The organism is Burkholderia sp. HI4860 (assembly GCF_002223045.2).
Lineage (GTDB): Bacteria > Pseudomonadota > Gammaproteobacteria > Burkholderiales > Burkholderiaceae > Burkholderia.
On record NZ_NKFO02000001.1, the window covers coordinates 2,827,313 to 2,852,999 of the forward strand.

The 25,687-nt window shown below is 67.4% G+C and carries 24 protein-coding genes; 15 read left to right on the forward strand and 9 right to left on the reverse strand.

Translation table 11 applies throughout. The features are described 5' to 3' along the window. Nucleotides 1-124: 124 nt before the first annotated feature. Both CFB34_RS12585 and CFB34_RS12590 read right to left on the reverse strand, forming a co-directional pair. A complete protein-coding gene (locus CFB34_RS12585; RefSeq protein WP_089442207.1) occupies nucleotides 125-1,459 on the reverse strand; it encodes a type II toxin-antitoxin system HipA family toxin in 1,335 nt (444 codons plus the stop codon). 3 nt (nucleotides 1,460-1,462) lie between these two features. Continuing rightward, on the reverse strand, nucleotides 1,463-1,711 hold the full coding sequence (locus tag CFB34_RS12590; protein ID WP_089442206.1) for a helix-turn-helix transcriptional regulator: 249 nt from the start codon (nucleotides 1,709-1,711) through the stop codon (nucleotides 1,463-1,465). Between the two features lie 238 nt (nucleotides 1,712-1,949). On the opposite strand from CFB34_RS12590, the gene CFB34_RS12595 reads away from it, so the two are divergent. The 9 genes from CFB34_RS12595 (at nucleotide 1,950) to CFB34_RS12635 (ending at nucleotide 9,916) form a co-directional block, all read left to right on the forward strand. Next, a complete protein-coding gene (locus CFB34_RS12595; protein WP_089442205.1) occupies nucleotides 1,950-2,831 on the forward strand; it encodes a MurR/RpiR family transcriptional regulator in 882 nt (293 codons plus the stop codon). Nucleotides 2,832-2,855: 24 nt separating this feature from the next. Beyond that, the gene (ddpX, locus tag CFB34_RS12600; RefSeq protein WP_089442239.1) at nucleotides 2,856-3,419 is read left to right on the forward strand and encodes a D-alanyl-D-alanine dipeptidase; all 564 of its coding nucleotides are present in this window, start codon (nucleotides 2,856-2,858) and stop codon (nucleotides 3,417-3,419) included. A 46-nt stretch (nucleotides 3,420-3,465) separates the two neighbouring features. Beyond that, entirely contained in the window at nucleotides 3,466-5,067 is a 1,602-nt protein-coding gene (locus CFB34_RS12605; protein ID WP_089442204.1) for an ABC transporter substrate-binding protein, read from the forward strand. A 10-nt stretch (nucleotides 5,068-5,077) separates the two neighbouring features. Beyond that, on the forward strand, nucleotides 5,078-6,148 hold the full coding sequence (locus tag CFB34_RS12610; protein WP_089432870.1) for an ABC transporter permease: 1,071 nt from the start codon (nucleotides 5,078-5,080) through the stop codon (nucleotides 6,146-6,148). A 66-nt stretch (nucleotides 6,149-6,214) separates the two neighbouring features. Then, entirely contained in the window at nucleotides 6,215-7,129 is a 915-nt protein-coding gene (gene nikC / locus CFB34_RS12615; protein WP_089442203.1) for a nickel transporter permease, read from the forward strand. Between the two features lies 1 nt (nucleotide 7,130). Further along, nucleotides 7,131-8,045, forward strand: a complete 915-nt coding sequence (locus CFB34_RS12620; protein ID WP_089442202.1) for an ABC transporter ATP-binding protein — start codon at nucleotides 7,131-7,133, stop codon at nucleotides 8,043-8,045. After that, a complete protein-coding gene (locus CFB34_RS12625; protein ID WP_089442201.1) occupies nucleotides 8,042-8,818 on the forward strand; it encodes an ABC transporter ATP-binding protein in 777 nt (258 codons plus the stop codon). The genes CFB34_RS12620 and CFB34_RS12625 overlap by 4 nt, the downstream gene beginning before the upstream one ends. Nucleotides 8,819-8,946: 128 nt before the next feature. Continuing rightward, nucleotides 8,947-9,201 carry a GlsB/YeaQ/YmgE family stress response membrane protein gene (locus CFB34_RS12630; protein WP_089442200.1) on the forward strand — a complete coding sequence of 85 codons (255 nt, stop codon included), beginning with the start codon at nucleotides 8,947-8,949 and terminating at the stop codon, nucleotides 9,199-9,201. Between the two features lie 379 nt (nucleotides 9,202-9,580). Continuing rightward, on the forward strand, nucleotides 9,581-9,916 hold the full coding sequence (locus CFB34_RS12635) for a type 1 fimbrial protein (protein WP_089442199.1): 336 nt from the start codon (nucleotides 9,581-9,583) through the stop codon (nucleotides 9,914-9,916). Nucleotides 9,917-9,983: 67 nt separating this feature from the next. Here CFB34_RS12635 and CFB34_RS12640 read toward each other — a convergent pair whose 3' ends face one another. The 3 genes from CFB34_RS12640 to CFB34_RS12650 all read right to left on the reverse strand — a co-directional run bounded on the left by CFB34_RS12640 (nucleotide 9,984) and on the right by CFB34_RS12650 (nucleotide 12,933). Then, entirely contained in the window at nucleotides 9,984-10,856 is an 873-nt protein-coding gene (locus tag CFB34_RS12640; protein WP_089442238.1) for a LysR substrate-binding domain-containing protein, read from the reverse strand. Between the two features lie 106 nt (nucleotides 10,857-10,962). After that, complete coding sequence (gene bla, locus CFB34_RS12645; RefSeq protein WP_089442198.1) at nucleotides 10,963-11,862, reverse strand: class A beta-lactamase; 900 nt, start codon at nucleotides 11,860-11,862, stop codon at nucleotides 10,963-10,965. Nucleotides 11,863-12,072: 210 nt separating this feature from the next. Then, a complete protein-coding gene (locus CFB34_RS12650) occupies nucleotides 12,073-12,933 on the reverse strand; it encodes a peptidoglycan DD-metalloendopeptidase family protein (RefSeq protein WP_089442197.1) in 861 nt (286 codons plus the stop codon). Nucleotides 12,934-13,444: 511 nt separating this feature from the next. Between CFB34_RS12650 and CFB34_RS12655 the strand changes: the two genes are divergently transcribed. From CFB34_RS12655 to CFB34_RS12665, 3 genes are all read left to right on the forward strand, one after another. Then, nucleotides 13,445-14,341 (forward strand): LysR substrate-binding domain-containing protein, encoded by an 897-nt coding sequence (locus tag CFB34_RS12655; RefSeq protein ID WP_089442196.1) that lies wholly within the window; start codon nucleotides 13,445-13,447, stop codon nucleotides 14,339-14,341. A 46-nt stretch (nucleotides 14,342-14,387) separates the two neighbouring features. Continuing rightward, nucleotides 14,388-14,774, forward strand: a complete 387-nt coding sequence (locus tag CFB34_RS12660; RefSeq protein ID WP_089442195.1) for an ester cyclase — start codon at nucleotides 14,388-14,390, stop codon at nucleotides 14,772-14,774. A 496-nt stretch (nucleotides 14,775-15,270) separates the two neighbouring features. Continuing rightward, a complete protein-coding gene (locus CFB34_RS12665) occupies nucleotides 15,271-17,445 on the forward strand; it encodes a hypothetical protein (protein WP_089442194.1) in 2,175 nt (724 codons plus the stop codon). A gap of 112 nt (nucleotides 17,446-17,557) precedes the next feature. Here the strand turns inward: CFB34_RS12665 and CFB34_RS12670 are convergent, their stop codons facing one another. Then, entirely contained in the window at nucleotides 17,558-18,298 is a 741-nt protein-coding gene (locus tag CFB34_RS12670) for a sulfite exporter TauE/SafE family protein (protein WP_179243741.1), read from the reverse strand. 207 nt (nucleotides 18,299-18,505) lie between these two features. Further along, a complete protein-coding gene (locus CFB34_RS12675; protein WP_089442192.1) occupies nucleotides 18,506-19,522 on the reverse strand; it encodes an aldo/keto reductase in 1,017 nt (338 codons plus the stop codon). 138 nt (nucleotides 19,523-19,660) lie between these two features. Here CFB34_RS12675 and CFB34_RS12680 point away from each other — a divergent pair, with 138 nt between their 5' ends. Continuing rightward, nucleotides 19,661-20,572 (forward strand): LysR family transcriptional regulator, encoded by a 912-nt coding sequence (locus CFB34_RS12680; protein WP_089442191.1) that lies wholly within the window; start codon nucleotides 19,661-19,663, stop codon nucleotides 20,570-20,572. A gap of 49 nt (nucleotides 20,573-20,621) precedes the next feature. On the opposite strand, the gene CFB34_RS12685 is transcribed toward CFB34_RS12680, so the two are convergent. Next, nucleotides 20,622-21,776, reverse strand: coding sequence for a porin (locus tag CFB34_RS12685; protein ID WP_089442190.1), 1,155 nt, complete (start codon nucleotides 21,774-21,776; stop codon nucleotides 20,622-20,624). Between the two features lie 382 nt (nucleotides 21,777-22,158). On the opposite strand from CFB34_RS12685, the gene CFB34_RS12690 reads away from it, so the two are divergent. Both CFB34_RS12690 and CFB34_RS12695 read left to right on the forward strand, forming a co-directional pair. Continuing rightward, a complete protein-coding gene (locus CFB34_RS12690; RefSeq protein ID WP_046548090.1) occupies nucleotides 22,159-23,256 on the forward strand; it encodes an OpgC domain-containing protein in 1,098 nt (365 codons plus the stop codon). A 61-nt stretch (nucleotides 23,257-23,317) separates the two neighbouring features. Further along, on the forward strand, nucleotides 23,318-24,250 hold the full coding sequence (locus tag CFB34_RS12695) for an alpha/beta hydrolase-fold protein (protein ID WP_089442189.1): 933 nt from the start codon (nucleotides 23,318-23,320) through the stop codon (nucleotides 24,248-24,250). A gap of 167 nt (nucleotides 24,251-24,417) precedes the next feature. On the opposite strand, the gene CFB34_RS12700 is transcribed toward CFB34_RS12695, so the two are convergent. Next, nucleotides 24,418-25,632: an FAD-dependent monooxygenase gene (locus tag CFB34_RS12700; RefSeq protein ID WP_089442237.1), complete on the reverse strand. Its 1,215-nt coding sequence runs from the start codon at nucleotides 25,630-25,632 to the stop codon at nucleotides 24,418-24,420. Nucleotides 25,633-25,687 lie beyond the last annotated feature (55 nt).

Below are 25,687 nucleotides of genomic sequence, written 5' to 3' on the forward strand. Positions count from 1 at the left end.
AGGAGGATGAAAAGTGTCACGTACGATCGCGATGCAGCGCAATCGCCATGCATCACTGATCATCTGGACGAAAGCGTACGAATGCGAATACGACGAACGCCGGGTAACCCGTCCGGGTTGCGTTTCATTCCCGCGGCATTTCGTCGAGCCGTTGCGCGGCGAACTGCAGTCCGCCCAGAATACGTTCCGCGACCCGCGTCTGAAAACCGGCAGGCAGCGCCGCACCGACCGATTCGATCACCTGCGGCGTCATGGCGATGAGCCGCTCGACGATCGGCGTCGCGATATCACCGAGCAGACAGTGTTCTGCCATCGCGCTGAAGTGCCGCCGCGTAATGTCGCGCATCGCGTAGTGCTTGCGTTTGCCGTGCACGGCCATCGCCAGTTTCGCCTTGTGCCATGACCACTGGTTCGCGCCGTCGCCTTCGACCGGCCAGATCGACATCACATCGTAGAGGGGCGTCAGGCGAAAGCGGCCGCCCGGCAGCAGGCGCAGACTGAAATTCTTCGCATGCCCGTCCGGCGCCGCGAGCATCCAGAACACAATCAGCGCCGCGAACAGTGTGTCGAGGTCCTCCCGCGCCGTTTCCGAATGGCGCAGGAGACTTGCCAGGTCGGGCACGCCGGGGCCGCCGTGCGACTCGTACTTCAGGTGAGGCGGTACGCCGAGCGCCTGGCAGAAGTCCTCCTGCGGCAACCGTAACAGCCACCCGCCGTCGCGATGCAACGCGCGATCGAAACGCTCGACCGACAGTACCTTGTACGCGCCGAATTGCACGATTTCCGCATTGGCGGCCGGCAGGCCGAAAGCGCGCAGGATCGCAAGACACAGCCACTCGTTCTCGACTGAAGCCGTGAGGTCGGCCCGCTTGTTGCCAACCAGGCCGAGCGGCAACTTGAGAATGTGCGTCGTCGGCGTCGCGCCATGCGGGCGCATCCATCGCCCGTCGTGAAACAGCAGCGCGGTCTTTTCCTGTGCACCGGCCAGCGACAGCCGGAAATCGTCGTCGTCTCCGGCCGCTGCCACCACGCCGCTGGCCTGGTCGAGCACACGTGCAACATCGTCGTCCGACAACGGCGTGCCGTCGATACGATCCAGGCCGGTCGGCACGTCGTCTTCGCCGAGCAATTGCACCGCCCCAACGCAGTCACGGCCGAGCGCGGCGAGAAGATCGAACGGCTCGGTCGTCGCTACGCCGAACCTTGCGGCCAAGCGGCGCCGAATGACGTCGCTGTCCGGAAGCAGGTTGTCGAAGTAGTGATTGATGCGTTCACCGCGCAGCGGCGCGTCGCCGACACCAAACGGCAACGACAACGACAATGGGCGGCCGACGGTCGACTGCTTCCAGCCTGCGTCGTACAGCAGTTCCATGTCGCCGCGCGCGGGAATCCGCCAGGTGCCGACCCTCTGGCCATTCGCCCAGATCGACAATGCGCGAGTATGCGATTTGCGTCCCATCGCTTACCACTCGACGTCGGCGGAGCCGCGCCCGTCCTTCGTGCGGATGCTGAGCTCGAGACCGTACAACGCAGTCAGTTCGAGCAACTGGCTAAGCGACAGGCTTTCGGTACGCGTGGATTCGAGCAACGACAGGCGCGACTGGCCCACGCCGATCCGCATCGCTGCTTCGGCCTGCGTGAGGCCCTTGGCCTGACGCGCGGACGACAGAATCTCGCCCAGTTGCGCCGGCGTGTTGACGATGAAGTTCACGGTGTGGATTCCTGGAGACAATAAACGCAGTATATTCCTGTCAGACATAAATGCAAATTATTCCTGACAGGCATAAACGCAAAATATGCCTATCAGGAATAATCCACCGCCCCGCTCACGCCCCCTTCCGCTCCTATCGCCTATCCTCACACCATAGTTTTTATCCGATGGCGCGGATGATTTTGGCTTTGTTAGATGTATGACATTCGATCACCCGACGACAACGATCTAACAGCCGATGACCTGCGCGTTTGCCCGTACCGTCGAATCCCGCTATGCCGAGCTGACGCCGACCGCCAAGCGCATCGCGAGCTACATGCTCGCGAACCTCGATCGGCTCGGGCTCGAGACGGCCGACCAGATCGCGCAGCAGGCCGGCACGAGCGGCATCTCGGTCGGGCGGTTCCTGCGCAGCGTCGGCTACCGCAACCTCGACGACCTGAAGCGCGAACTGCGCGGCGGCGGCGACCGCCCGTGGATGATCACCGACCGGCTCGACGAATACCGTCGCATCGCCGGCACGCAATCGGCCGAACCCGACGGCAACCGCCGCGAGGGCCCGCTCGCGTCGTCGCTCGAGCGCGAGCTCGATGCGATCCGCCACGTGTACCGGCTTGCCGAAGGCCCGGTGTTCGCGCAGGTGGCCGACCGGATCGCGCAGGCGGACGCCGTGTTCATCCTCGGCATCCAGTCGACGCGCGGGATCAGCAACGCGTTCAGCAGCTACCTCGAGTACCTGCGCCCGCGCGTGTTCTATTCGGACGGCCAGTCGGGCTCGTACGTCGATTCGCTGAACTCGGAATTCGAGCGGCCGTACTGCATCGTCACCGATACACGCGCGTATTCGCGCAGCGCGCGCCGCTATTGCCAGGCGGCCGCCGAGCGCGGGCAGCCGTTCGCGCTGGTCACCGATCTCTCGTGCCCGTGGGCGCGCGACTGGCCGGCCGACCTGCTGCAGGTGAAGACCGACGTCGGCCAGTTCTGGGATTCGCTCGCGCCGCTCACCTGCCTGTTCAACCTGCTGATCACGGCCGTGGTCGACCGCCTCGGCCCCGCGATCGACCGGCGCGTCGCGCGCAACCGCGAACTGCAGCGCACGTTCGATCAATTCGAATCCTGAATGCGCGTGCCTTCCGAACCGCCGATGAACGCTCACCGCCTCGTTGAAATCACGTCCGCCACGCATCGCGTCGACATCGACCTCGTCTACGCGACCGACCGCAACCTGACCGGCAAGCCGATCTACCGCCGCGCGCACTGCCTGCTGCTGGCGCCGGCCGAAGCCGCGCTGCGCCGCGCGGTGAACATCGCGGCGCAAGCCGGCTTCACGCTGCGCATCTACGACGCGTACCGGCCGCCGCAGGCGCAGCAGGTGCTGTGGGATTTCCTGCCCGATCCGAACTTCATCGCCGATCTCGGCCGCGGCTCGAATCACAGCCGCGGCACCGCACTCGACCTGACGCTCGTCGGCGCGGATGGCGCGCCGCTCGACATGGGCACCGGCTTCGACGAGATGGTCGCCGCCTCCGGTCACTTCCACGCGGGGCTGCCCGAAGCGGTGCAACGCAACCGCCTGCTGCTGCTCGGCGTGATGCACGCGGCCGGCTTCGCGCACATCGACAGCGAGTGGTGGCACTACGAATTGCCCGGCTCGCGCGCGCTGCCGCAGATCGACAATGCCGACAGCGGCCCGTGGCACCTGATGTGATGCACGTCCCCCTTCCCGTTCACGTTCGACAACCGATGGAGCGCACATGAAATTGCTGACATCCCGGCTCGTCGCGGCGCTGGCCGCCGCGTCCGTTCTCGCCGCCGTTCCGCTTTCCGCCGCGCGTGCGGAAACGCCGAAAGACATGTTCGTGATGGCGACGCTGCTCGACGAATTCACGACGCTGGATCCGGGCGAGATCTACGAGCTGGTGCCGGAGGAATACGTCGCGAACACGTACGACCGCCTGGTGCGCGTCGACCTGCGCGACCCGTCGAAATTCAACGGCGACGTCGCCCAGTCGTGGACGGTGAGCACCGACGGGCTGACCTACACGTTCAAGCTGCGCCCCGGCCTCAAGTTCCACTCGGGCAACCCGCTGACGGCCGACGACGTCGCGTGGTCGATCCAGCGCGCGGTGCTGCTCGACAAGGGGCCGGCCGCCGTGCTGACCGGCATCGGGCTCACGAAGGCGAACGTCGTCGCCAACGTGAAGAAGCTCGACGACCTGACGGTATCGGTCACGACCGACCAGAAGTATGCCCCGACCTTCGTGCTGAACGTGCTCGGCTCGTGGCCCGCCTCGGTGGTCGACAAGAAGCTGCTGCTGTCGCACCAGCAGGGCAATGACTTCGGCAACGCCTGGCTGAAGACCAACGAAGCCGGCTCCGGCGGCTACAAGCTCGTGAAATGGACGGCCGGCGACAGCGTCGTGCTGCAGCGCTTCGATGGCTACCGTCTGCCGCTCGCGATGAAGCGCATCGTGCTGCGCCACGTGCCCGAAGCCGCCAGCCAGCGCCTGTTGCTGGAAAACGGCGACGTCGACGCGGCGCGCGACCTGAGCCCCGACGATCTGGCGTCGGTCGTGAAATCCGGCAAGGCGAAGGTGTCGGCCTCGCCGCAGGCGACGCTGCTGTATCTCGGCCTGAACACGAAGAACCCGACGCTCGCGAAACCGGAGGTACAGGAAGCACTGAAGTGGCTGGTCGACTATGCGGGCATCCAGGGCAACGTGGTGAAGACGACCTACAAGGTGCACCAGACCTTCCTGCCCGAAGGCTTCCTCGGCACGCTGAACGCGAACCCGTACAAGCTCGACGTCGCGAAGGCGAAGGCGCTGCTCGCGAAGGCCGGCGTGCCGAACGGTTTTTCGGTGACGATGGACGTGCGCAACGACTATCCGTACACCGAAATCGCGCAGGCCGTGCAGGCCAACTTCGCGCAGGCCGGCATCAAGGTGCAGCTGATCCCCGGCGACAACAAGCAGACGCTCGCGAAATACCGCGCGCGCCAGCATGACATCTACATCGGCGAATGGTCGGCCGACTACATCGACCCGCACAGCAACGCGCAGGGTTTTGCATGGAACCCGGACAATTCCGACAAGTCGAGCTATAAAATGCTGGCCTGGCGCAACAGCTGGGACATCCCGCAACTGACGAAGGAAACCGACGCCGCGCTCGCCGAACCGACCGCCGCGAAACGCGCGCAACGGTATCAGGCGATGCAGAAGGACATGCTCGCGCATTCGCCGTTCGTGATCATGTTCGAGAAAGTCGCGCAGGTCGCGACGCGGCCCGGCGTGAGCGGGCTCGACGTCGGGCCGATCAACGATCTCGTGTCGTACCGCAACCTGAAGAAGCAATAAGATTCGCCGCATGTCGACTCCCGCCTCCTCCCTCGAAGCACTGCGCACGCTGCCCGCGCGACGCCCGGCCGTGCGCTGGGCGCTGCGCGTGCTGCGCTGGGCGCTCACGCTCGCCGTCACGTTCGCGGGGCTGCTCGCGCTGACGTTCGTGATCGGCCGCAAGGTGCCGATCGATCCCGTGCTCGCGATCCTCGGCGATCGCGCGTCGGCCGACGCATACGCGGCCGAACGCATCGCGCTCGGCCTCGACAAGCCGCTCGCCACGCAATTCCTGATCTATGCGCGCGACGTGCTGCACGGCAATCTCGGCATGTCGCTGCTGACCGCGAACCCCGTGCTCGACGACATCAGGCGCGTGTTCCCGGCCACGCTCGAACTGGCGACGATCGCGACGCTGATCGGCATCGCGATCGGCGTGCCGCTCGGCGTCGCGGCCGCCGTGAAGCACAACCGGCCGATCGACCACGTCGCGCGCTTCGTCGGGTTGATCGGCAATTCGGTGCCGGTGTTCTGGCTCGGGCTGATGGGGCTGCTGCTGTTCTACGCGCGACTGCACTGGGTCGGCGGGCCCGGCCGGCTCGATCCCGTGTACGACGGGATGGTCGACACGCGCACGGGCAGCCTGCTGATCGACGCGGCGCTCGCGGGCGAGTGGGACGTGTTCCGCAACGCGGTGTCGCACATCGCGCTGCCGGCCGCGATCCTCGGCTACTACTCGGTCGCGTACCTGAGCCGGATGACGCGCTCGTTCATGCTCGACCAGTTGAGCCAGGAATACATCGTCACCGCACGCGCGAAGGGCTTGTCGGAACGGCGCGTGATCTGGCGGCATGCATTCGGCAACATCATGGTGCCGCTGCTCACCGTGATCGCGCTCACGTACAGCAACCTGCTCGAAGGCTCGGTGCTGACCGAGATCGTGTTCGCGTGGCCCGGGCTCGGCTCCTACCTGACCGGCGCGCTGCTGAACGCCGACATGAACGCGGTGCTCGGCGCGACGCTCGTGATCGGCGCGATGTTCATCACCGTCAACCTGCTGACCGACGCGCTGTACCGCGTGTTCGATCCGCGTGCGCGCTGAGGGCCGACCCGACATGACCGCTTCCCCCCTGCTTCTCTCATCGCCCATGCCGAAGGTCGTCCAGTCATGAATGCCGAGCGTCTCACCCTGCGTACGTGGCTGCTCTCCGACGCGCCCGCATCGCGCTCGCAGGCCGCACTCGGCCTCGCGTACCGGCGCTGGCGTCGTTTCGCCGCGAATCCGCTCAACCTGTTCGGGCTCGCGATTCTCGTCGCGCTGATCGTCGTCGCGATCGTCGGCCCGCTGATCATGCCGCACGACCCGCTGCGCCAGGTGCTGTCCGACCGGCTGCTGCCGCCCGGCTCGCCGTCGCACTGGCTCGGCACCGACCAGCTCGGCCGCGACATCCTTTCGCGGCTGATCGCCGGTTCGCGCCTCACGCTCGGCATCGCCATCCTCGTCGTCGTGATCGTCGTGCCGATCGGCCTCCTGATCGGCACGACGGCCGGCTACTGCGGCGGCTTCGTCGACAGCGTGCTGATGCGCATCACCGACATCGCGCTCGCGTTCCCGAAGATCGTGCTCGCGCTCGCGTTCGCCGCCGCGCTCGGGCCGGGCGTGATCAACGCGGTCGTCGCGATCTCGATCACCGCGTGGCCCGCGTATGCGCGGCTCGCGCGCGCCGAGACGATCCGCATCGCGCAGGCCGACTTCATCCACGCCGCGCGCCTGCAGGGTGCGTCGGGCCCGCGCATCCTGCTGCGCTACATCATGCCGCTGTGCATGTCGTCGGTGATCGTGCGCGCGACGCTCGACATGGCCGGCATCATCCTGACCGTCGCGGGCCTCGGCTTCCTCGGCCTCGGCGCGCAGCCGCCGAGCCCCGAATGGGGCTTCATGGTCGCGTCGGGCCGCAACGTGCTGCTCGACGCGTGGTGGGTCGCGACGCTGCCCGGCTGCGCGATCCTGCTCGTGAGCCTTGCGTTCAACCTGCTCGGCGACGGGCTGCGCGACGTCTTCGATCCCCGCCATGGAGCATGACATGCCGATGAATCCCGCCCCCGCGCCCGCGCCGCTCTGCGAGATCGACGGCCTGAAGATCGGCTTTCGCGGCCATGACGGCACCGTCACCGACGCCGTGCGCGACCTGTCGCTGACGCTCGCGCCAGGCGAACGGCTCGGCATCGTCGGCGAATCGGGCTCCGGCAAGTCGCTGACGGGCCGCGCACTGCTCGGCCTGCTGCCCGACGCCGCACGCTGGTCGGCCCGCACGATGCGCTTCGCGGGCCACGACCTGCTCGCGATGCCGCCGGGCGAGCGCCGGCGGCTGTGCGGCAGCCAGATGGGCATGATCCTGCAGGATCCGAAATATTCGCTGAACCCGGTGATGACGGTCGCGAAGCAGATGGGCGAGGCGTTCCGGCTGCACGAGCCGGGCCTGCGCGGCCGCGCGCTGCGCGAACGGATCGTGGACGCGCTTGCGGCCGTGCAGATCCGCGACCCCGCACGCGTCGCCGATGCGTATCCGCACGAGCTGTCGGGCGGCATGGGCCAGCGCGTGATGATCGCGATGATGGTGTCGACCGGCCCGCGCCTGCTGATCGCCGACGAGCCGACTTCCGCGCTCGACGTCGCCGTGTCGATGCAGGTGCTCGCGGTGCTCGACGCGATGATCGCGCGACACGACACGGGCCTGATGTTCATCAGCCACGACCTGCCGCTCGTGATGTCGTTCTGCGATCGCGTCGCGGTGATGTACGCGGGCCGCGTGGTCGAAACCTGCGCCGCGCGCGACTTGCGCGACGCATCCCATCCCTATACGCGCGGGCTGCTCGCGGCGAACCCGCCGCTCGCGAACCCGCCGGACGAACTGCCCGTGCTGCAGCGCGATCCGGCGTGGCTCGAGCCCACGCCGCACGCCGGCACGCCCGCCGATCGACAGGAGGCCGCACGATGATCGACGTCGATCACGCATCGATTCGTTTCCCGACCCGCACGGGTCACGTCGACGCCGTGCGCGACGCGAGCTTCGCGGTGCGCGACGGCGAGGTGTTCGGGCTCGTCGGCGAATCGGGTTCCGGCAAGTCGACGCTGCTGCGCGCGCTGACGGGCCTCGTGCCGCTCGCATCCGGCAGCCTGTCGATCGACGGACGGCCGGTGGGCGGCACGCCCGATCGCGCCTTTCGCCGTCACGTGCAGATGGTGTTCCAGGATCCGTACGCGTCGCTGCATCCGCGCTTCACGGTCGACCAGACGCTGCGCGAGCCGCTGTCGATCCATGGCATCGGCGACACCGATGCGCGCATCGCCCGCGCGCTGTCCGAGGTCGGCCTCGGCCCCGCATTCCGGTTCCGCTATCCGCACCAGCTGTCGGGCGGCCAGCGACAGCGCGTCGCGATCGCGCGCGCGCTGATCGTCGAGCCGCGCGTGCTGCTGCTCGACGAGCCGACGTCGGCGCTCGACGTGTCGGTGCAGGCGGAGATCCTGAACCTGCTGCGGCGCCTGCATCGCGAACGCAACCTGACGATGATCCTCGTCAGCCACAACCTCGCGGTGATCGGCTTCCTGTGCCAGCGCGTCGCGGTGATGCAGCATGGCGAGATCGTCGAACAGCTGCGGGTCGAGGACGTACGCGCCGGGCGGGTGGCGCGCGACTACACACGCACGCTGCTGAACGCGACCGAAGGCTACCGCCGTCTCGACCCGGTGGCGGGCGCGCCGGCGGCCTGACATCTGCGCGCCGCGCCGGCGTGCGATACTCCGCACGCCACGCGCCGCCCTGCCGCGCATGGAACCCTTGTGCGCCGCACGGGTCAACTTCCTTTCGTCAACAGCTCAACCGCAATAGGGAGGCGTTCATGCTGCAATTCATCGAAACCCTGGTCGTCGGGCTCATCGTCGGCCTCCTCGCCCGCGCGCTCAAGCCCGGCGACGACAAGATGGGCATCCTGATGACCATCGTGCTCGGCATCGTCGGCTCGCTGCTCGCCGGCTACGTCGGCCGCGCCGCCGGCTGGTACGCACCGGGCCAGGGCGCGGGCTGGATCGCGTCGATCATCGGCGCGATCGTGCTGCTCGTGGTCGTCGGCGCGGTACGCAAGCGCACGGCCTGAACGGCGCATCTTCGGCTTCAACGCAAAACGGCCGCTCGGAAACGAGCGGCCGTTTTCTTTTGCATCGCCGATATTCACCTGCGCATCATTTCCACGATTCGTAAACTCGTTGACTTCGCAACGACCTGTCGCGACGACCCGCATCGGACGTCCGCTTTCCAGTCGAGCGTACAGCACCGGCATTACCCTGATTTGATATCTCGCAAATCAGGCATAGATTGAATTCAGCAATACGAAATCGTTTGCTGTTATCCCAAATTCGCAATTTTCCACTCAAGAGTTTCGATGGTTTTGCCGTTTACGCATACAGCATCGCAGCGTTAGACGGACTGCCACCCGAGCGGCCCCGCTGCGACGCGCTTCCTCTCTGGAGCCTGTCATGAAGCATCGCCCTATCGCCGCCTCGTTCGTCCTGGCTGCTTCGCTTCTGGCCACTTCCTCGTCCTTCGCCGCCGGCGCGTCCGGCACCATCTATTTTTCCGGCATGATCGTCGAGCCGCCCTGCTCGTTCGCGGTCGATACGGCCGATGTCGCTCGCGGGCAGGTCCGTCCTGACTGTCCGCGCCCGGCCTCCGGCGAGATCGCGTTCGTCGACGCGGCGAGCCAGCAGGCCATCAAGACCACGACCTTTACTCAGGCCTCGCGCGCAATCGTTTTACCGAACCGTCCGGGCAACAACCAGGCGCCGATGATCGCCGTCGTGACGTACCAGTAAAGCCGTCCGCCGGCGCGGGATCCAACGGATTCCGCGCACCGGTTCGGCGTACCTGCGTGGTCGCCGGTCAATCGCGATGGCGCGCGATCCAGTCGCTGAACGCGCGGATCTTCTGCTGGTTGCCGAGGTTCTCGGGATAGACGAAGAAATAGCGCGCGCCCGTCTCGAGCACGATGTCGAACGGGCGCTCCAGCCGGCGCGCGCTGACGTCGTCGTCGACGAGCGTCACGTCGCCGATCGCGACGCCGAAGCCCTGCATCGCCGCGTTCGTCGCGAGATCGAGCGTGTCGAACGTCGGCCCGCGCGCGGGGTCGACGCCGCGCTCGCCGGCGTGATCGAGCCACGCGCGCCAGTCGCGGTGGTCACGCGTCGGATGCAGCAACGTATGGCGCGCGAGATCGCCGACCGCGTCGAGCGGCGACGTCTGCCGCAATTCGGGCGCGCAGACGGGCGTCAGCCGCTCGTCGAACAGCGGCAGCGCGAACACGCCGGCGCCCGGCGACGTGCCGTAGACGACGGCCGCATCGAACGGCTCGGTCGAGAAATCGACAACGTGCTGCCACGCGGTCGTGATCTGCACGTGGAGATCGGGATGCTCGCCCTGGAAGCGCATGATGCGCGGCAGCATCCAGCGCATCACGCAGGTCGGCACCTTCAGCGCGAGATCGGTGCGCTGCCGCGTGAGCCGCATCGAAATATCCTCGATCCGCGCGAAGCTCTCGTTGACCACCGGCAGCAACTGCTCGCCCTCCGCCGTCAGCGTGAGGCCCTTCGCATGCCGCTTGAACAACGGGAAACCGTAATGCGCCTCGAGCGTCTGGATCTGCCGGCTTACCGCGCCCTGCGTGATGCACAGCTGCTCGGCCGCGCGCGTGAAGCTGCGGTGGCGGGCCACCGTCGAGAAGATCTGCAGCGCGTGCAGGGGCGGAAGTCGGCGCATGAAGAAGGCAAACGGAAAAACGGCGCGGAAGGACCGCGCGCCGACCCCGGCGCGCACTGTCCGACACGATAAGCCAAACGCCGGCTTTGCGCGAGGCGCGGGACGCTCAGGCCGTCGCGGTGAGCGCGCCCGCCACGATGCGCGCCGCCGACGCGACGACGTCCGCGCGAGCCGCCGCGGCGGCCTGCGGCTGCGTGAACGACACGGCCATCACGATCGGCGCACGCGACGGCGGCCACAGCACCGCGACGTCGGTCGTCGTGCCGTAGCCGCCCGTGCCGGCCTTGTCGGCGATGCGCCAGCCGGGCGGCACGCCTGCCGCGATGCCGGTCGCGCCGCGCGCGCCGCCGACCATCCATTCCGTCAGTCGCGCGCGCTGCGGCTCCTGCAGCGTGTCGCCGAGCAGCAGCCGCTGCAGCGTGTCGACCATCTCGACCGGCGTGGATGTATCGCGTTCGTCGCCGGGCGCGGCGTTGTTCAGTTCGGGTTCCCAGTGATCGAGGCGGAACGACATGTCGCCGCTTGTGCGCGCGAACGCCGTGACGGCCTGCGGGCCGCCGAGCACGCCCATCAGCAGGTTGCCGGCGCCCTTGTCGCCCGACTGCAGCATCGCCGCGCACAGCTGCTCGATCGTCATGCCCGTGTCGACGTGGCTTTCCGTGATCGGCGAGCCCGCAACGATTTCGTAGCGGCGGTACAGGATGCGGCGCGGCAGCAGCGACGCGTCGAGCGAGCCGCGCGCGAGCATCGCGGCCGCCGCGGCGACCGCATACGTGCCGCACAGCGGGAAGCGCTCGCGCGCATGGTGCGCGATGCGCACGCCGTTCGACGTATCGAGCGCGGCGACGCCGAGCCGGCCATTCGAGGCCTTCTCGAGCGCGGTCAATTCAGCCTGGGCGGTGTGGGCGCGCCCCTGGTCGGCGACCGGCGCGGACGTGCACGCGGCAACGAACGGCGCGGCAACGGCGGCAAGCAACAGCGAGCGGCGTGTCGGAGAGTGTTCCATGAATGTCGTGAGTTCTGTCGGTATCGGTGGCACGAAGCAGCTCGGGCACGCGTCGAAGCAGCGTGCCCGTTCACGCCGGCGGCCGGCCCGCGACGGCCTACGCCGCGCATCCCCGAAAGACGACCGCCGGCCCCGCGAAGCGCGGGACTTGCATGAACAGACCCTAGCGTAGCAGCGACCGCCGCGCCGTTCCAGCGAAACGGCCCGGCGTCACCCTTGCGACGAAGGCAGATACGGCATCGGATTGACCGGCTTGCCGTCGCGTCGCACTTCGAACAGCAGCGCGACACGCGAGTTGTCGAGGTCGCCCATCTCGGCGATCGCGTCGCCCTGGCGCACGATGTCGCCCGTCTTCACGAGCAGCTTGCGGTTGTGCGCATAGGCGGTCAGGAAATCCGCGTTGTGCTGGACGATGATCAGGCTGCCGTAGTCGTTCAGGCCGGTGCCCGCGTACATCACGCGGCCGTCGGCCGCGGCGCGGACCGGGTCGCCCGGCCGGCCGGCGATCTGGATGCCGCGGTTCTGCCCCGGCCGGAAGCCGTCGACGATCTTGCCGCTCGCGGGCCACTTGAGCGCGACGCCGCCCGCATGCCGCTTCGTTTCCTTGACGACCTGACGGTCGCTCGCGTTCGACGCGATGGTCTGCGCGGCGGCCGGGTTGCTCGCCGCGCCATTGCCCGACGCGGACGATGCGGCCACCTGCGTGCCGGCCGCGCCCGGCGCCGGTAACGGCTGCTGCTTGACGATGCGCAACACCTGCCCCATGCGCAGCCTGCCGTTTGCGCCCAGCTTGTTCCAGGTGCGCAGGTCGGTAACGCTGCAGCCGTTCGCGGACGCGATGCCCGTCAGCGTGTCGCCGCGCTTCACGACGTACTTCTGCGCGACGAGAATCGGCGCCGGCGGCGGTGTATTGGCCGACGGCGCAGCGGCGGGCTGGCCCGACGGCGAAGGCTGTCCCGCCAGCGTGTCGCTCGGCGGAACAGACTGCGTGCTTGCACAACCGGCCATGACGAGCACGGCGGCCAAGCCTGGCAGCCACGCCGCGTTGCGGTGAATCTCGCGCGTTTTCATGGACGATCCGACTCCGGTTTGACAATCTTTCAAGCATCTCAAAAACGGAACGGCCGACGTGTAACCGGATGCAAACAATGATGACAAACGATCACGAACCGGATGCCGGCCGGCATTCGCTACCGGTAATACGGTCCGATTCAGGAAAACTTGATGGTCTTTTTGCAGGAAAGCGGAAGAATTTTCGTCTCGGAGCACTATGACGAATTTGTTTCAATAGGCTCGAGGCAGCCATCGCCGCGACGTTCAACGCAACCACGCGGCCAATTCGGAACACGCCCACGCAATGCCGATGCACAGGAACAGCACGTGCAACGCGATCTTGAACGACACGCCCCACGACGGATCGATCTGCATGACAGGCTCCCCGGTTGATGTGCGGCCATGATCTGCGATCGATCGCGCCCCGAAAATGCGGAACCGGCGAATCGGTCCTCAAGCTGCGCCTGAGACCCCGGCCGCGGTTCCCTGCTAACTTATCGGCCATTCCAATACGATTGCCCCACCCATCATGCGCTTCGACCTGACCGACCTGCGGCTTTTCCTGAACATCTGCGAGGCCGGCACGATCACGAGCGGCGCCGAGCGGACCCACATCACGCTGCAGGCCGCGAGCGAGCGCATTCGCGGCATGGAGGACGAGCTCGGCGTGCCGCTGCTGCACCGGACCAAGTCGGGCGCTCAGGCCACCGATGCGGGCCGCGCGCTCGAACACCACGCGCGCACCGTGCTGCAGCAGATCGACCACATGCGCGGCGAACTGCAGCAATACGGCCAGGGGCTGCGCGGGCATATCCGGCTGCTGTGCAACACGGCGTCGCTGAGCGAATACCTGCCCGACGCGCTGGCCGACTACCTGCCGCATCATCCGAAGCTGTCGATCAGCGTCGAGGAGCGCTCGAGCCAGGAGATCGTGCATGCGATCCGCAACAAGACGGCCGAAGTCGGCATCGTCGCCGATTCCGTCGGGCTCGGCGGCCTCGAACAGAAGCCGTTCCGCGAGGACTGGCTGATCGTCGTCGTGCCGGCCGCGCATCCGCTCGCGTCGCAGGACAAGGTCGCATTCGACTCGATCGTCGATGCCGATTTCATCGGCCTCACCGACGGCAGCGCACTGCAGGTGCATCTCGCCGACCAGGCGCGCGTGCTCGGCAAGCGGATCCGCTATCGTGTGCAGTTGAAGAGCTTCGATGCGATCTGCCGCGTGATCGCGAGCGGCGTGGGCATCGGCATCGTGTCGCGCCATGCGGCCGAGCGCGCGATGCAGACGATGGACGTGCGGCTCGTCGAGCTGTCCGATGCGTGGAGCCATCGTCGGCTGAAGCTGTGCGCGCGGTCGTTCGATACGCTGCCGAAGTACACGCGGGAGTTCGTCGCGTTCTTGTCCGGCGAAACCACGCCGGGGTGACACGCGCCGCATCCGACTCATCTCGTCGACACAAGGAGGCACGGCCATGACCGACACCGATCTCGCAACCCGCTACCGCGCATACATCAACTGCCTGAACCGGCAGGACTGGCCGGCGCTCGGCGAATATGTCGCCGACCACGTGATCCACAACGACCGGCCGCTCGGCCTCGCCGGTTACCGCGCGATGCTGGAACAGGACTTCCGCGACATTCCCGATCTCCGTTTCGACATCCGGCTGCTCGTATGCGAGCCGCCGCGCATCGCCTGCCGGCTGCGCTTTGCCTGCTCGCCGAGCGGGACATTCCTGGGGCTCGCCGTCGACGGCCGGAAGGTCACGTTCTGCGAGAACGTGTTCTACGAGTTTCACGACGGCAAGATCCGCCAGGTCTGGTCGGTGATCGACAAGACGGCGATCGAGGCACAGCTTTAGGCTCGACGGAACGGTGTGGCAGCCGGTCGCCGTCGCGCCCCGATGGCCGTCGAATTCATCCCGATCCTTATGGATAACGTTTTCTTTCAAAATTCAGCGAACCCGCATCGGCGCGCATTCCTTCTGGTCGTCGTTTCCGCATCGGCATCCTTCGCCGCATCCAGCCTAACCAAGAAAAAATACCGGTAAATCCTGCAACATTTCGTTTTCCTCCGTCACTCCCGCCTTCCCACCATCCGGGTTTTTCCCGCCCCGCCAGACGTGAAAGTTCATTGACATCACGCGGATCGCTGCATAAATTAGGAAAACGTTTTCCATCACATCAGCGCGACGCTCATCACGGCCCGTGCAGGGAGAACGCTCGCCCGCTCGATAAGTGATTCAGGCCGTCCGTCTTCAGGGATCAGGGTTGCAAGACGGCGGCCGGGTACGGGCATCGAGCGCGGCAACGGCGACACCCGCCCGTCCTTCATCACTATTCAAAACTGGAGACACAATGCATCCGCGCAGCAGATTCGCGCTCGGCGCCGCGCTCAGCGCCCTTTCCGTCCTGTTCGTCAGCGCCTGCGGCGGCAACGACGTGACCGACACGCCGCCCCCGTCGTCATCTTCGCCGCCACCGTCCACGACACCGACGCTCGCGCCGAACTCGCTGCAGGCGCTCGTCTACGGCGCGCCCGACACCAGCGTGCCGGCCGGCGCGAACATTCCGGCCACGATGATGGGCCAGATGCGCGCACTGTTCGACCTGATCCGGAAATCGCCCGACTTCACGCAGGTCGTGATGGATCTCGGCGACGGCACGCCGGTCCACGTGCTCGACACGAACACCGGCGACAAATTCCTGCCGGGCAAGCTCGCGCTCGGCCTGTCGTACATCCTGATCGACATGAAGTCGAAGAACGATCCGCAGTACGCCAGCTACCTCGCGACGTACCAGACGATCACGACCGCGATGATGGCGCAGTCGGGCGGCAACTACACGTATGCGAATACGTCCTGGGGCGAGTACTACTACCTCGTCGCGCTGAACAACCTGAAGGCGCACGGGATGCTCAACGAAGTCTTCAGCGATGCGATGCTCGCGACGCTGCAGCAACGCCTCACCTTCTGCGACATGTTCGGCCCCGATGCGAGCGGCAAGACCGACACGTGCCCCGCGGCCGGCACGCCGATCGACATCGCATCGCTCAACACCGCGCAGAACTACTATGCGGTGTCCTACGGAATTGCCGGGCTGCGCCAGAAGCTCGGCTGGAGCAGCCCGTCGTTTGCATCGAAGACCGATCCGTCGGTCGCGACGATGGGTGCGCGCGACGCGCTGCTGTACACGCTCACGAACCATATCCGCAACGACTCGTCGGGCGGGTTCTCGGACGAAGCGTCGAACACGCACACGACCTACTACGACCAGGCGCGCTTCGACCGCTACAGCACGCTGCTGATCGGTGAAGTGACCGAGCGCACGTTCGAGATGGGCAACGAGGCGAACCTCACGCCCGAGCTGAAGGGCTACCTGCGCAAGTCGGTCGACCTGATCCTGCCGCAGCTGAACGCGAACGGCCAGGGCTTCAACTACGGCCGCTCGATCGGCCCGTACGGCGATTCGGCGTTCATGGAAGTGCTGACCGCCGCGGCCAATGCCGGCGTGCTGACCGACCAGGAAAAGCAGGTTGCCTACAAGTTCATCTACCAGGCCGCGCAGCGTTTCGACACGTACTGGTACGACCCGTCGCTGCCGACGCCGTCGGTGAACATGTGGGTCAAGGGCCGCGGCACGGACGCGTATCGCGGCAAGCCGCGCGTGATGGGCGAGAACTTCAGCCTGCTGCACCAGTACCTGTACGTGAACGCGTGGTGGAACAAGCTCGGCTTCGGCGGCAAGGCGCCGATGGCCGATACGGACTACAACGCGTGGCTCGACGCGCTGCCGCACTACACGCTCACCTGGTACAACCAGCCGGGCGACACCGCGCATCCGTACAGCGCGGCGCTCGTCACCGTGCGCGACGGCCGGCGCGTGATCAACCTGAACCTCAGCCAGGCGCCCGACTACAACTCGTACACGCCGTACTACCCGGTGCCGTTCTCCGACAAGCTGATCTACGGCACGACCGATCTCGGCTACGCGCTGCTGGTGCCGCAGGTGTCGTACAACGGGAAGACCTACATTCCCGTCACGTACTACAAGAACCTGAACGTCCAGCAAGGCAACGGGCAGGTGATCGTGTCGTTCGATACCGCGAAGTTCCGGCTCGCGTCGAAGAATGCGGCATACACGACGGATCTCGACCTGCAGGTGCATACGGTGCTGACGTTCGCGCACGGCTCGGTCGCCCGCAGCGATACGCTGAGCACGGGCTCGCTCACCGGCAACCTGTCGGTCGAGACGGACTTCACGTCGTTCGCGGATTTCGCGTCGACGCAGGCGAACGGCGACGGCGTGTCGGTGACCTACGCGAACAGCGCCGCGACCGGCTATGCGGCGTCCGGGTTCGACACCTGCGCGCTGTCCGCCTTCGACACGGCGAACGGCACGACGAATCCGCTGTCGACGACGCCGATCGGCCAGCTGCATTCGAACTTCGCGTGTACGACGAAGCCGTTTGCCCTCGGCGCGGGCGCGACCCGCACGTTCGGTTGGACGCTGAAGTACGCCGACCCGGCCTGAGCGAAGTGACCTGCGCCTGGTGAACGCGCCTGAAGCCGGCTGATGTCGAAACCGGCTTCGGGCGCGTCACGGACAGTGGACCGCGGGCATCGCGCTCGTCAGCGAGGCCCGCTTACAGCCACCCCGAAGCCGCCATATACGCGCCGAGCGCGATCAGCCCGACGAAGAAGCAGCGCTTGAACGCCTTCTCGCTCATCACACGCCGTGCATATTGCCCGCCGGCCATGCCCGCCAGCGCCGGCACGAGTGCGAGCGCCGATACGCCGAGATCGACCGTCTCCAGTGCGCCCGTCACACGCAACTGCAGGCCGAGCACGATCGTCGATGCGGTAAACGACAGCCCGAGCGCCTGGATCAGGTCGTCCTTCGACAGCCGCAGCGCCTGCAGGTACGGCACGGCCGGCACGACGAACACGCCGGTCGCGGCCGTCACGACACCCGTCAGGTAGCCGACCACGGCCGACAGCCATGTTTCATGGCGACCCGGCGCGGGCAGCCGCGCGGCGGCCAGCCCCCACAGCCCGTACAGGATCAGCACCACGCCGAGCGCCGCATGCGTCCAGGTGCTGCCGGCCGCGAGCGCGGGCAACCCGCCTGTCAGCGTGCCGATCGTCAGGCCGGCGAGCAGCGGCCACAGCCGGCGCAGCAACGGCCCGAACGACGGGCCGAGCCACAACTGCCACACGTTGGTGACGAACGACGGCACGAGCAGCAGGTTCGCGGCGGCCGACGGCGGCATCGCGAGCGTCAGCAGCCCCATCGCGATCGTCGGCAGCCCGAGCCCGATCATCCCCTTGACCGCGCCGGCCAGCAGGAAGACCACCGCGATGATCGTCAGCGTATGAACTTGCATGAAAGGCATTCCGTCCGGTTGAGTACGGCGCCGATGGTGAACCCCGATCGCGCCGCTCGCCATCTGGTTTTGCCTGAGGCTGGCTAGGGCTTGCCGGATGGGGCGGCGGCGCGGTTGTGGCGATGGGCCCAACCCAGCCCCAGCCCCAGCCCTCAGATTCGAGCCGAATACGGAGCCTGTTCCGAAACCATTGCCGATCCGCCCCGATCAGTCCCCGTGAGATGCCCCCCGCCCCTGCTCGCTGTCGAGGTGCGCCATCTGTGCGGCCGGATAACGCTCACCGGCAGCCGCCCCGGCGGGAACCGCCGCTTCGATGCGAGCGATGTCATTGACCGTTAGTTGCATTTCAGACGCCAGCAACGCATCCTGAAGTTGCGTGCGCTTGCGCGCGCCGATCAGCGGCACGATATCGCCGCCGCGCGACAGCACCCACGCGATCGCGACCTGCGCCGGATTGCTGCCCTTCTCGTCGGCGACTGCACGCAGCGCGTCGACGAGCGCGAGGTTGTGCGCGAGGTTCTCGCCCTGGAAGCGCGGGCTCGCCGCGCGGAAATCGCGCTCGCCTTCCCGCGCGGTGCTCCAGCGTCCGCCCAGCAGCCCGCGCGACAACACGCCGTAGGCCGTCACGCCGATCCCGAGTTCGCGGCACGCGGGCAGGATCCCGGCCTCGATGCCGCGCGACAACAGCGAATACTCGATCTGCAGGTCGGAGATCGGTGCGACGGCGGCCGCGCGGCGGATCGTGTCGACGCCGGCTTCCGACAGGCCGATATGGCGCACGTACCCGGCCTTCACGAGATCGGCGATCGCACCGATCGTCTCCTCGATCGGCACGGCCGGATCGACGCGCGCGGGCCGGTAGATGTCGATGTAGTCGGTGCCGAGCCGTTTCAGCGAGTACGCGACGAAGTTGCGGATCGCCACCGGCCGCGCGTCGTAGCCGGCAAACCCGCCGGCCGGATCGCGCAGCGCACCGAATTTCACGCTGATCAGCACCTGGTCGCGTGCCCGGCCACGCAGCGCGTCGCGGATCAGCATCTCGTTGTCGCCCATCCCGTAGAAATCGCCGGTGTCGAGCATCGTGATGCCGTGGTCGAGGGCCGCGTGCAGCGTCGCGATGCTTTCGGCGCGGTCGGCCGGGCCGTAGAAGTCCGACATCCCCATGCAGCCGAGCGCAATTGCCGACACCCGCGGGCCGGTCCGGCCCAGTTCACGCGTTTCCATATCCGTTTCCTCGAGTGATGAATGAACAGGCCGGATTCTGGGCGCATCGCGGCGCGCGATAAACGCGAAAACACTCAACCAAACCATTCGACGCTGATTAACAATGGAGCCTGCTCTCCACCCACGCACCCGCCCCGCATGGATCATCTGCAAGCAATGCGCATCTTCGCGCGCGTCGCCCATCTCGGCAGCTTCACGAAAGCGGCCGAACAGCTGCACCTGCCGCGCCCGACGGTCAGCAACGCCGTCCAGTATCTGGAGAAGCACCTGAAGGTCCGCCTGCTGCAGCGCACGACGCGGCGCGTCGCGTTGACGGCCGAAGGCGCGACCTACTACGAGCGCTGCATGCGGCTGCTGGCCGATCTGGACGACGCGGAAACGCTGTTCGAGGACGCCGGCACGACGCCGCGCGGCGCGATCCGCGTCGACCTGCCCGAACGCTTCGCGCTGAACCAGGTGATTCCCGCGCTACCGGGTTTCCATGCGCGCTACCCCGACCTGCGCGTCGTGATCGGCACGACCGACCGCTTCGTCGATCTCGTCGCCGACGGCATCGACTGCGCGGTACGGGTCGGCGCGATGTCCGATACGTCGCTCGTCGCACGGCGCATCGGCGAACTGGCGCAGATCAACTGCGCGGCGCCCGCGTATCTCGAGCGGCACGGCATGCCGCGCTCGCCGGACGAGCTGCCGGACCACGTCGCGGTCGGCTATTTCTCGAGCCGCACGGGCCGCGAGCTGGACTGGGAATATGCGGATATGGATTCGGGCGAGCTGCACGCGGTCAAGATGCGCAGCGTCGTGTCGGTCAACAGCTCGCAGGCGTATCTCGCATGCTGCCTCGCGGGCCTCGGGCTGATCCAGGCGCCGCGCGAAGGGCTCGGGCCGCTGCTCGCCGACGGCTCGCTGGTCGAGGTGCTGCCGGAATGGAATGCCAGGCCGCTGCCCGTGTCGGTGGTGTTTCCGACCGGCCGGCATCTCGCGCCGCGCGTGCGGATTTTCGTCGACTGGCTCGCGGATACGCTCGGGAGCAACCCGCGGGCAGACTGACGGCAGCGGGCGGCGAGGCGCTCGGCCTCGGCACTGCCCGCCCACCCGATCAGAACTTGTGGCGGATCGCCGCGCGCACCGCGAACTGGTTCGACGACGCCGACGGGCCGTCCGTGCCGACCACGTAGCCGCCGTCGGCCGCCGTGCCGGTCTTGTCGCCGCCCACCTTCTGCCAGGCGCCCTGCAGGTACACATCGGTGCGCTTCGACAGGCTGTAGTCGGCCATCAGGCCGACCGTGTGGTATTTCGGCTTGAACGTTCCGGCCGCGGCATCGTACTTGCCGTCCGTGTACACGTACTGCGCGCCGAGATAGAAATCGGGCGTGAGCTGGTACTTGCCGTTGATCTCGAAGTTCTGGAACTTCGTCGCGGTCAGCCCGAGGCCGGCGAACGTCGACGCCGGCAGGTACACGGTCGACACCGGGTTCTTCACGTCCGTCTTCGTGTAGACGAAGCCGAGCGTGGCCGGCCCGAACGTGTAGTTGACGCCGCCGCCGAAGATCCGCAGGCGATCGGCGACGAAGTTGGCGTCATCCGCCGAGATCGCGCCCGCGCTGCCGATACCCGGGTTGTTCGCCTGCAGGTACGCCGCCGCCACCTGCAGCCCCGCCAGCGAATACTGCGCGCCGAGGCTGTACTGACGGTTGTTCGAGAAGCCGGTGCTGTTGCTGAAGCTGTACGTGCCGCCGAACGTCAGGCCGTTCCAGTCGGCGCTCGCATACTTGACCGTGTTGTTGACGCGGAACGAATTGTCCGTGTTGTCGTTGTCGAACGGGTGCGAGAACAGCGTGCCGCCCCAGTTGCCGTTCGCCGTGAGCGGCGCGAGATAGTCGACGACAGAATCGTACTGACGGCCGAAGGTCAGCGTGCCGAAGCGCGGCGCGCTCAGCCCGACGAACGCCTGGCGGCCGAACATGCGGCCGCCCTGGCCGAGCCGGCCGTTGTTCACGTCAAAGCCGTTTTCCAGCGTGAAGATCGCCTTCAGCCCGCCGCCGAGATCCTCGCTGCCCTTCAGGCCCCAGCGGCTGCCCTGCGCATAGCCGCTCGCCAGCTGGTAATTCGTTTTTCCGCCCCCATTGACGTTGACGTTGTTCGTGTAATTGAAGCCTTCATCGATCACACCGTACAGCGTCACGCTGTTCTGGGCGAAGACCGGCGCGGCGAAAGCGGCTAGCGCGGCGGTAAAAATGATGTGCTTCTTCATGACGGTTCTCCGGAGCCGGGGGCCGGACAGGGTCGAGTGCCCGGCGAATGTTTGGTCTGTTTTAGGTGTGGCCCGCAGGGCGGACGACGCGGTGTGCGGCCGCGTGAGGTCAAAATGGTGTCACGTCGCAAACCGTCCGTCCATCGGGGTAGATGAACCCTGCGCAAACCGTTGCGCTCGTCCAACTGCCCCGTTGCGTGGACTGCCTGACCCGGCTTATCGGCAGCAGCCCGACAGCCGACCATTCGCGTAAACCCGATGTGCTCCGCATCGGTGGCACAATGCGCATCCGTTCGTCATTTCTTCACGAAGTCATGCTTCCCCCCGATTCATGCGCGGCGCGTGCCGGCCGCGCCCGCGGCCCGCGCCGGGAGGCGGTCCGATGACCGCACCGGCCCGGGCCGGCCGCTACGCCGAGCTCGATTTCTTCCGCGGCCTCGTGCTGCTCGTCATCGTCGTCGACCACATCGGCGGCAGCATCCTGTCGCGCGTGACGCTGCACGCTTACGCGCTGTGCGACGCGGCCGAAGTCTTCGTGTTCCTCGGCGGCTTCGCCACCGCGATCGCGTACAACTCGCTCGCCGAACGGCACGACGAAGCCGCCGCGCGCCAGCGCTTCATCCGGCGCGCGTTCGAGATCTACCGCGCGTTCCTCGTGACGGCCGGCCTGATGTTGCTGATCACGGCCGCGCTGAACGCGTTCGCGATCGACGGCCCGAACATGCCGACCAACGATCTCGACGGCCTGCTCCACAAGCCGCTCGCCGCGCTGCGCGACATCCTGCTGTTCCGCCGCCAGCCGTACCTCGCGTCGGTGCTGCCGATGTACGCGTTCTTCGCGCTGCTCGTGCCGCTCACGCTGCCGCTCGCGCGCACGCAGCCGTGGCTGTTGCTCGCGTTCAGCGGATCGCTGTGGTACGCCGCGCCGCACGTCGCGCGCTTTTTGCCGACCGTCGAAGGCGCGCCGTGGGACTTCAATCCGTTCGCATGGCAATTCCTGTTCGTGCTCGGCGTGATCGCGCGCTGCCAGCCCGTCTACCAGACGCTCGCGCCGAAGCCGCAGGGCTGGCTGCTGACGGCCGCGGCGCTCGCGATCGTCGCGGCCGGCGCGTACTACCGGCTGCGCATCGAGCCGTTCCCGACCGATCCGTCGATCAAGCAGAACCTCGGTGCGCTGCGGCTCGCGAACTTCCTCGCGATCGCGTGGCTCGCGGCCAAGCTGGTCCACCTCGGCTGGATGAAGAAGGTTGCGCACGCGATGCCGTGGATCGGCACGATCGGCCGGCAGGGCCTGCTGTGCTTCGTCGCGGGCACCGCCATCTCGCTCGCGGTCGATTCGGTGCTCTACCAGGCGACCGAAGGCTATCTCGACGTGAAGCTCGGCCTGATTGCCGACGTCGTCGCGATGGGCCTGCTGTATCTCGTCGCCAAGCTCTACGGGCCGCTCGTCGCGCGGCTGCCGTTCCGTTCGCGGCGATGACGCGCCGCGCCGTCATGCGCCGCTGCTACGATAGCCGGCGCCTCTCCTGAAACGATTCGACATGCGCCGACTCGCCCTTGCGTTCGCCCCCGCCCTGATCGCCGGCTCCATCGCCACCGCCCGCGCCACGCCGCCCACGCCGGCGGCAGCGCCCGCGCCGCCGCCGGCCGTCCAGACCGCGACGACCCCGTCGGCCGCCCAGGAGAGCGCGCTCAATCCGGGCAGCAGCGTCGTGCTGCGCACGTTCCGGTCGGCGTCGCTGAAGCGCGACTGGTCGTACACGGTCTACCTGCCGCCCGGCTACAACCCGGAAGGCGCGCGCTACCCGGTGATGTACCTGCTGCACGGCAACGCCGGCAACGCGAACGACTGGGTCACGCAGGGCCGGCTGCAGGCCACCGCCGACACGCTGATCGAGCGCCGCGAGATCCCGCCGGTCGTGATCGTGATGCCGCAGGGCGGCACCGACTGGTACGTCGACCGCAAGGAGAAGATGCAGAGCGCGTTCCTCAACGACCTGCTGCCCGAGGTCGAAGCGCACTTCGCGGTGTCGAACCAGCGCGCGGGCCGCGCGATCGGCGGCGTGTCGATGGGCGGCTTCGGCGCGCTGCGCTTCTCGCTGCTCGAACCCGGCCTGTTCTGCGGCGCGATGCTGCTGAGCCCCGCGATCTACGCGAACGAGCCGCCGCTCAATTCCGCCGCGCGCTACGTCGGCGTGTTCGGCGACCGGCAGTTCGACCCGCGCGTGTGGCACGAGCTCAACTACCCGGCGCTGATGCGCGGCTATTTCGCGCGCAGCTGGCGGATCCCGATGTTCATCGCGGCCGGCGACGACGACCTGACCATCCAGGCCGAATCGAGCGTGCTGTACACGCAGCTGCGCCGTGCGCAGAACCCGGCAGAGTTGCGCATCGTCGACGGCGGGCATACGTGGGATGTATGGCGCGGGCTGCTCGGGCAGGGATTGAAGTACGCGCTCGAATGCGTGAAGTGACGGCGGGCGGGCGTTGCCCCGCCCGTTTTCGTCAGGCTGGCCGGTGACCGGCGGGCCGCAGGCCGTCGCCCCCTGTCATGCCCGGCGCATGCAATCCCGGCGAGCCTGTCGCGCCTGAGGGCGCACGCGTGGCGCTGGCCGCCGCGCCCCTGATCCCGACGGCAGGCTCAAAGCCAGGTGCCGCCCTGCCGCTCGCTCGGCTCCTGCGCCAGCGCATCGAAATCGTGAATCCAGTCCAGGTGATGCAGCACGCTGTCGCGCTCGGCCAGACGCGCATTGCGCGCCTGCGCGGCCGGCCCGTCCGGCAGGTGCAGTACATCGGCCACGGAGATCGACGCGTACTGCACCTTGCGCGTGCGGCCGCGACGCAGCCGCTCATACGCTTCCTGCGCTTCGCGCCAGCTGCCCGGCCCGGCCTGCGCCAGTTGCGCGGCCAGCACCACCGCATCCTCGATCGACTGGTTCGCGCCCTGCCCGTGGTGCGGCACCAGCGCATGCGCGGCGTCGCCGATCAGCGTCACGCGCCCGCGGCTCCAGCGGCCGAGCGGCGGCCGGTGGAACAGCCCCCAGCGCTGGCTGATCGGCACGGCGGTGATCATCTGCACCACCGCCGGATGCCAGTCCCTGAACACGCGCAGTTGCTCGCCCTCTTCCGACGGCATCACCCAGTCGCGCGACGGCCACGGTGACGGATGACGCTCGACCAGCAGGAAATTCTGGTCGCCGTCGTCGCCGATCGGATAGTGCAGCAGGTGCCCGTGCGGCCCGATCCAGTACTGCAGCGTCTCGGGATCGGGCAGCAGGCTCAGCCGCGCAGCCGGCACCACGCCGCGAAACCCCGAACACCCGGAATACAGCGCATCGTCGTAGCCGAGCATCCAGCGCCGCGTGATCGAGCGTGCGCCGTCCGCGCCGATCACGAGATCGGCGTCGACGCGCACACCGTTGTCGAACGACAGCGTGACGCGATCGGGATGCTGCGCGAGGTCGGTCAGCCGATGGCCGAGATGGATGGACTCGAGGCCGACCGCCTTCGACAGCACGGCCTGAAGATCCGCGCGATGCACGCCCCAGTACGCGCCGCCGAATTGCCGGCGATAGTCGGGGACGCCGCGATGATGGCCGATCACCGCGCCGCTGCGGCCGTCGCGATAGACGAGCCCCGGAATGTCCGCGCACACCGCATCGAAGGCCGCCCGCAATCCCATCCGTTCGTAGAAGCGCGTCGCATTGGCCGACAGCGCGACGGCCGCGCCGACTTCGCGCAGCACCTCCGTCTGTTCGTAGAGCTGCGCGTCGATGCCGTGCTCGCGCAGCGCAAGCGCGAGCGTCAGGCCGCCGATCCCGGCGCCGACGATCGCAATCTTCAGGTTCGTCTGCATGATGAAGGTGTCTCCGATGTTCCGATGTGGGGTCTGCGGCATGCGCAGCGGTCAT

Excerpts from the sequence above, each read along its gene's own strand:
- CFB34_RS12595 (WP_089442205.1), top strand. The coding sequence starts at position 1,950 with ATGACCTGCGCGTTTGCCCGTACCGTCGAATCCCGCTATGCCGAGCTG.
- CFB34_RS12675 (WP_089442192.1), bottom strand. The coding sequence starts at position 19,522 with ATGGAAACGCGTGAACTGGGCCGGACCGGCCCGCGGGTGTCGGCAATT.
- CFB34_RS12620 (WP_089442202.1), top strand. The coding sequence starts at position 7,131 with ATGCCGATGAATCCCGCCCCCGCGCCCGCGCCGCTCTGCGAGATCGAC.
- CFB34_RS12665 (WP_089442194.1), top strand. The coding sequence starts at position 15,271 with ATGCATCCGCGCAGCAGATTCGCGCTCGGCGCCGCGCTCAGCGCCCTT.
- CFB34_RS12630 (WP_089442200.1), top strand. The coding sequence starts at position 8,947 with ATGCTGCAATTCATCGAAACCCTGGTCGTCGGGCTCATCGTCGGCCTC.
- CFB34_RS12680 (WP_089442191.1), top strand. The coding sequence starts at position 19,661 with ATGGATCATCTGCAAGCAATGCGCATCTTCGCGCGCGTCGCCCATCTC.
- bla (WP_089442198.1), bottom strand. The coding sequence starts at position 11,862 with ATGGAACACTCTCCGACACGCCGCTCGCTGTTGCTTGCCGCCGTTGCC.
- ddpX (WP_089442239.1), top strand. The coding sequence starts at position 2,856 with ATGAACGCTCACCGCCTCGTTGAAATCACGTCCGCCACGCATCGCGTC.
- CFB34_RS12605 (WP_089442204.1), top strand. The coding sequence starts at position 3,466 with ATGAAATTGCTGACATCCCGGCTCGTCGCGGCGCTGGCCGCCGCGTCC.
- CFB34_RS12690 (WP_046548090.1), top strand. The coding sequence starts at position 22,159 with ATGACCGCACCGGCCCGGGCCGGCCGCTACGCCGAGCTCGATTTCTTC.
- CFB34_RS12625 (WP_089442201.1), top strand. The coding sequence starts at position 8,042 with ATGATCGACGTCGATCACGCATCGATTCGTTTCCCGACCCGCACGGGT.
- CFB34_RS12660 (WP_089442195.1), top strand. The coding sequence starts at position 14,388 with ATGACCGACACCGATCTCGCAACCCGCTACCGCGCATACATCAACTGC.
- CFB34_RS12650 (WP_089442197.1), bottom strand. The coding sequence starts at position 12,933 with ATGAAAACGCGCGAGATTCACCGCAACGCGGCGTGGCTGCCAGGCTTG.
- CFB34_RS12640 (WP_089442238.1), bottom strand. The coding sequence starts at position 10,856 with ATGCGCCGACTTCCGCCCCTGCACGCGCTGCAGATCTTCTCGACGGTG.
- CFB34_RS12670 (WP_179243741.1), bottom strand. The coding sequence starts at position 18,298 with ATGCAAGTTCATACGCTGACGATCATCGCGGTGGTCTTCCTGCTGGCC.
- nikC (WP_089442203.1), top strand. The coding sequence starts at position 6,215 with ATGAATGCCGAGCGTCTCACCCTGCGTACGTGGCTGCTCTCCGACGCG.
- CFB34_RS12695 (WP_089442189.1), top strand. The coding sequence starts at position 23,318 with ATGCGCCGACTCGCCCTTGCGTTCGCCCCCGCCCTGATCGCCGGCTCC.
- CFB34_RS12585 (WP_089442207.1), bottom strand. The coding sequence starts at position 1,459 with ATGGGACGCAAATCGCATACTCGCGCATTGTCGATCTGGGCGAATGGC.
- CFB34_RS12655 (WP_089442196.1), top strand. The coding sequence starts at position 13,445 with ATGCGCTTCGACCTGACCGACCTGCGGCTTTTCCTGAACATCTGCGAG.
- CFB34_RS12700 (WP_089442237.1), bottom strand. The coding sequence starts at position 25,632 with ATGCAGACGAACCTGAAGATTGCGATCGTCGGCGCCGGGATCGGCGGC.
- CFB34_RS12610 (WP_089432870.1), top strand. The coding sequence starts at position 5,078 with ATGTCGACTCCCGCCTCCTCCCTCGAAGCACTGCGCACGCTGCCCGCG.
- CFB34_RS12685 (WP_089442190.1), bottom strand. The coding sequence starts at position 21,776 with ATGAAGAAGCACATCATTTTTACCGCCGCGCTAGCCGCTTTCGCCGCG.
- CFB34_RS12635 (WP_089442199.1), top strand. The coding sequence starts at position 9,581 with ATGAAGCATCGCCCTATCGCCGCCTCGTTCGTCCTGGCTGCTTCGCTT.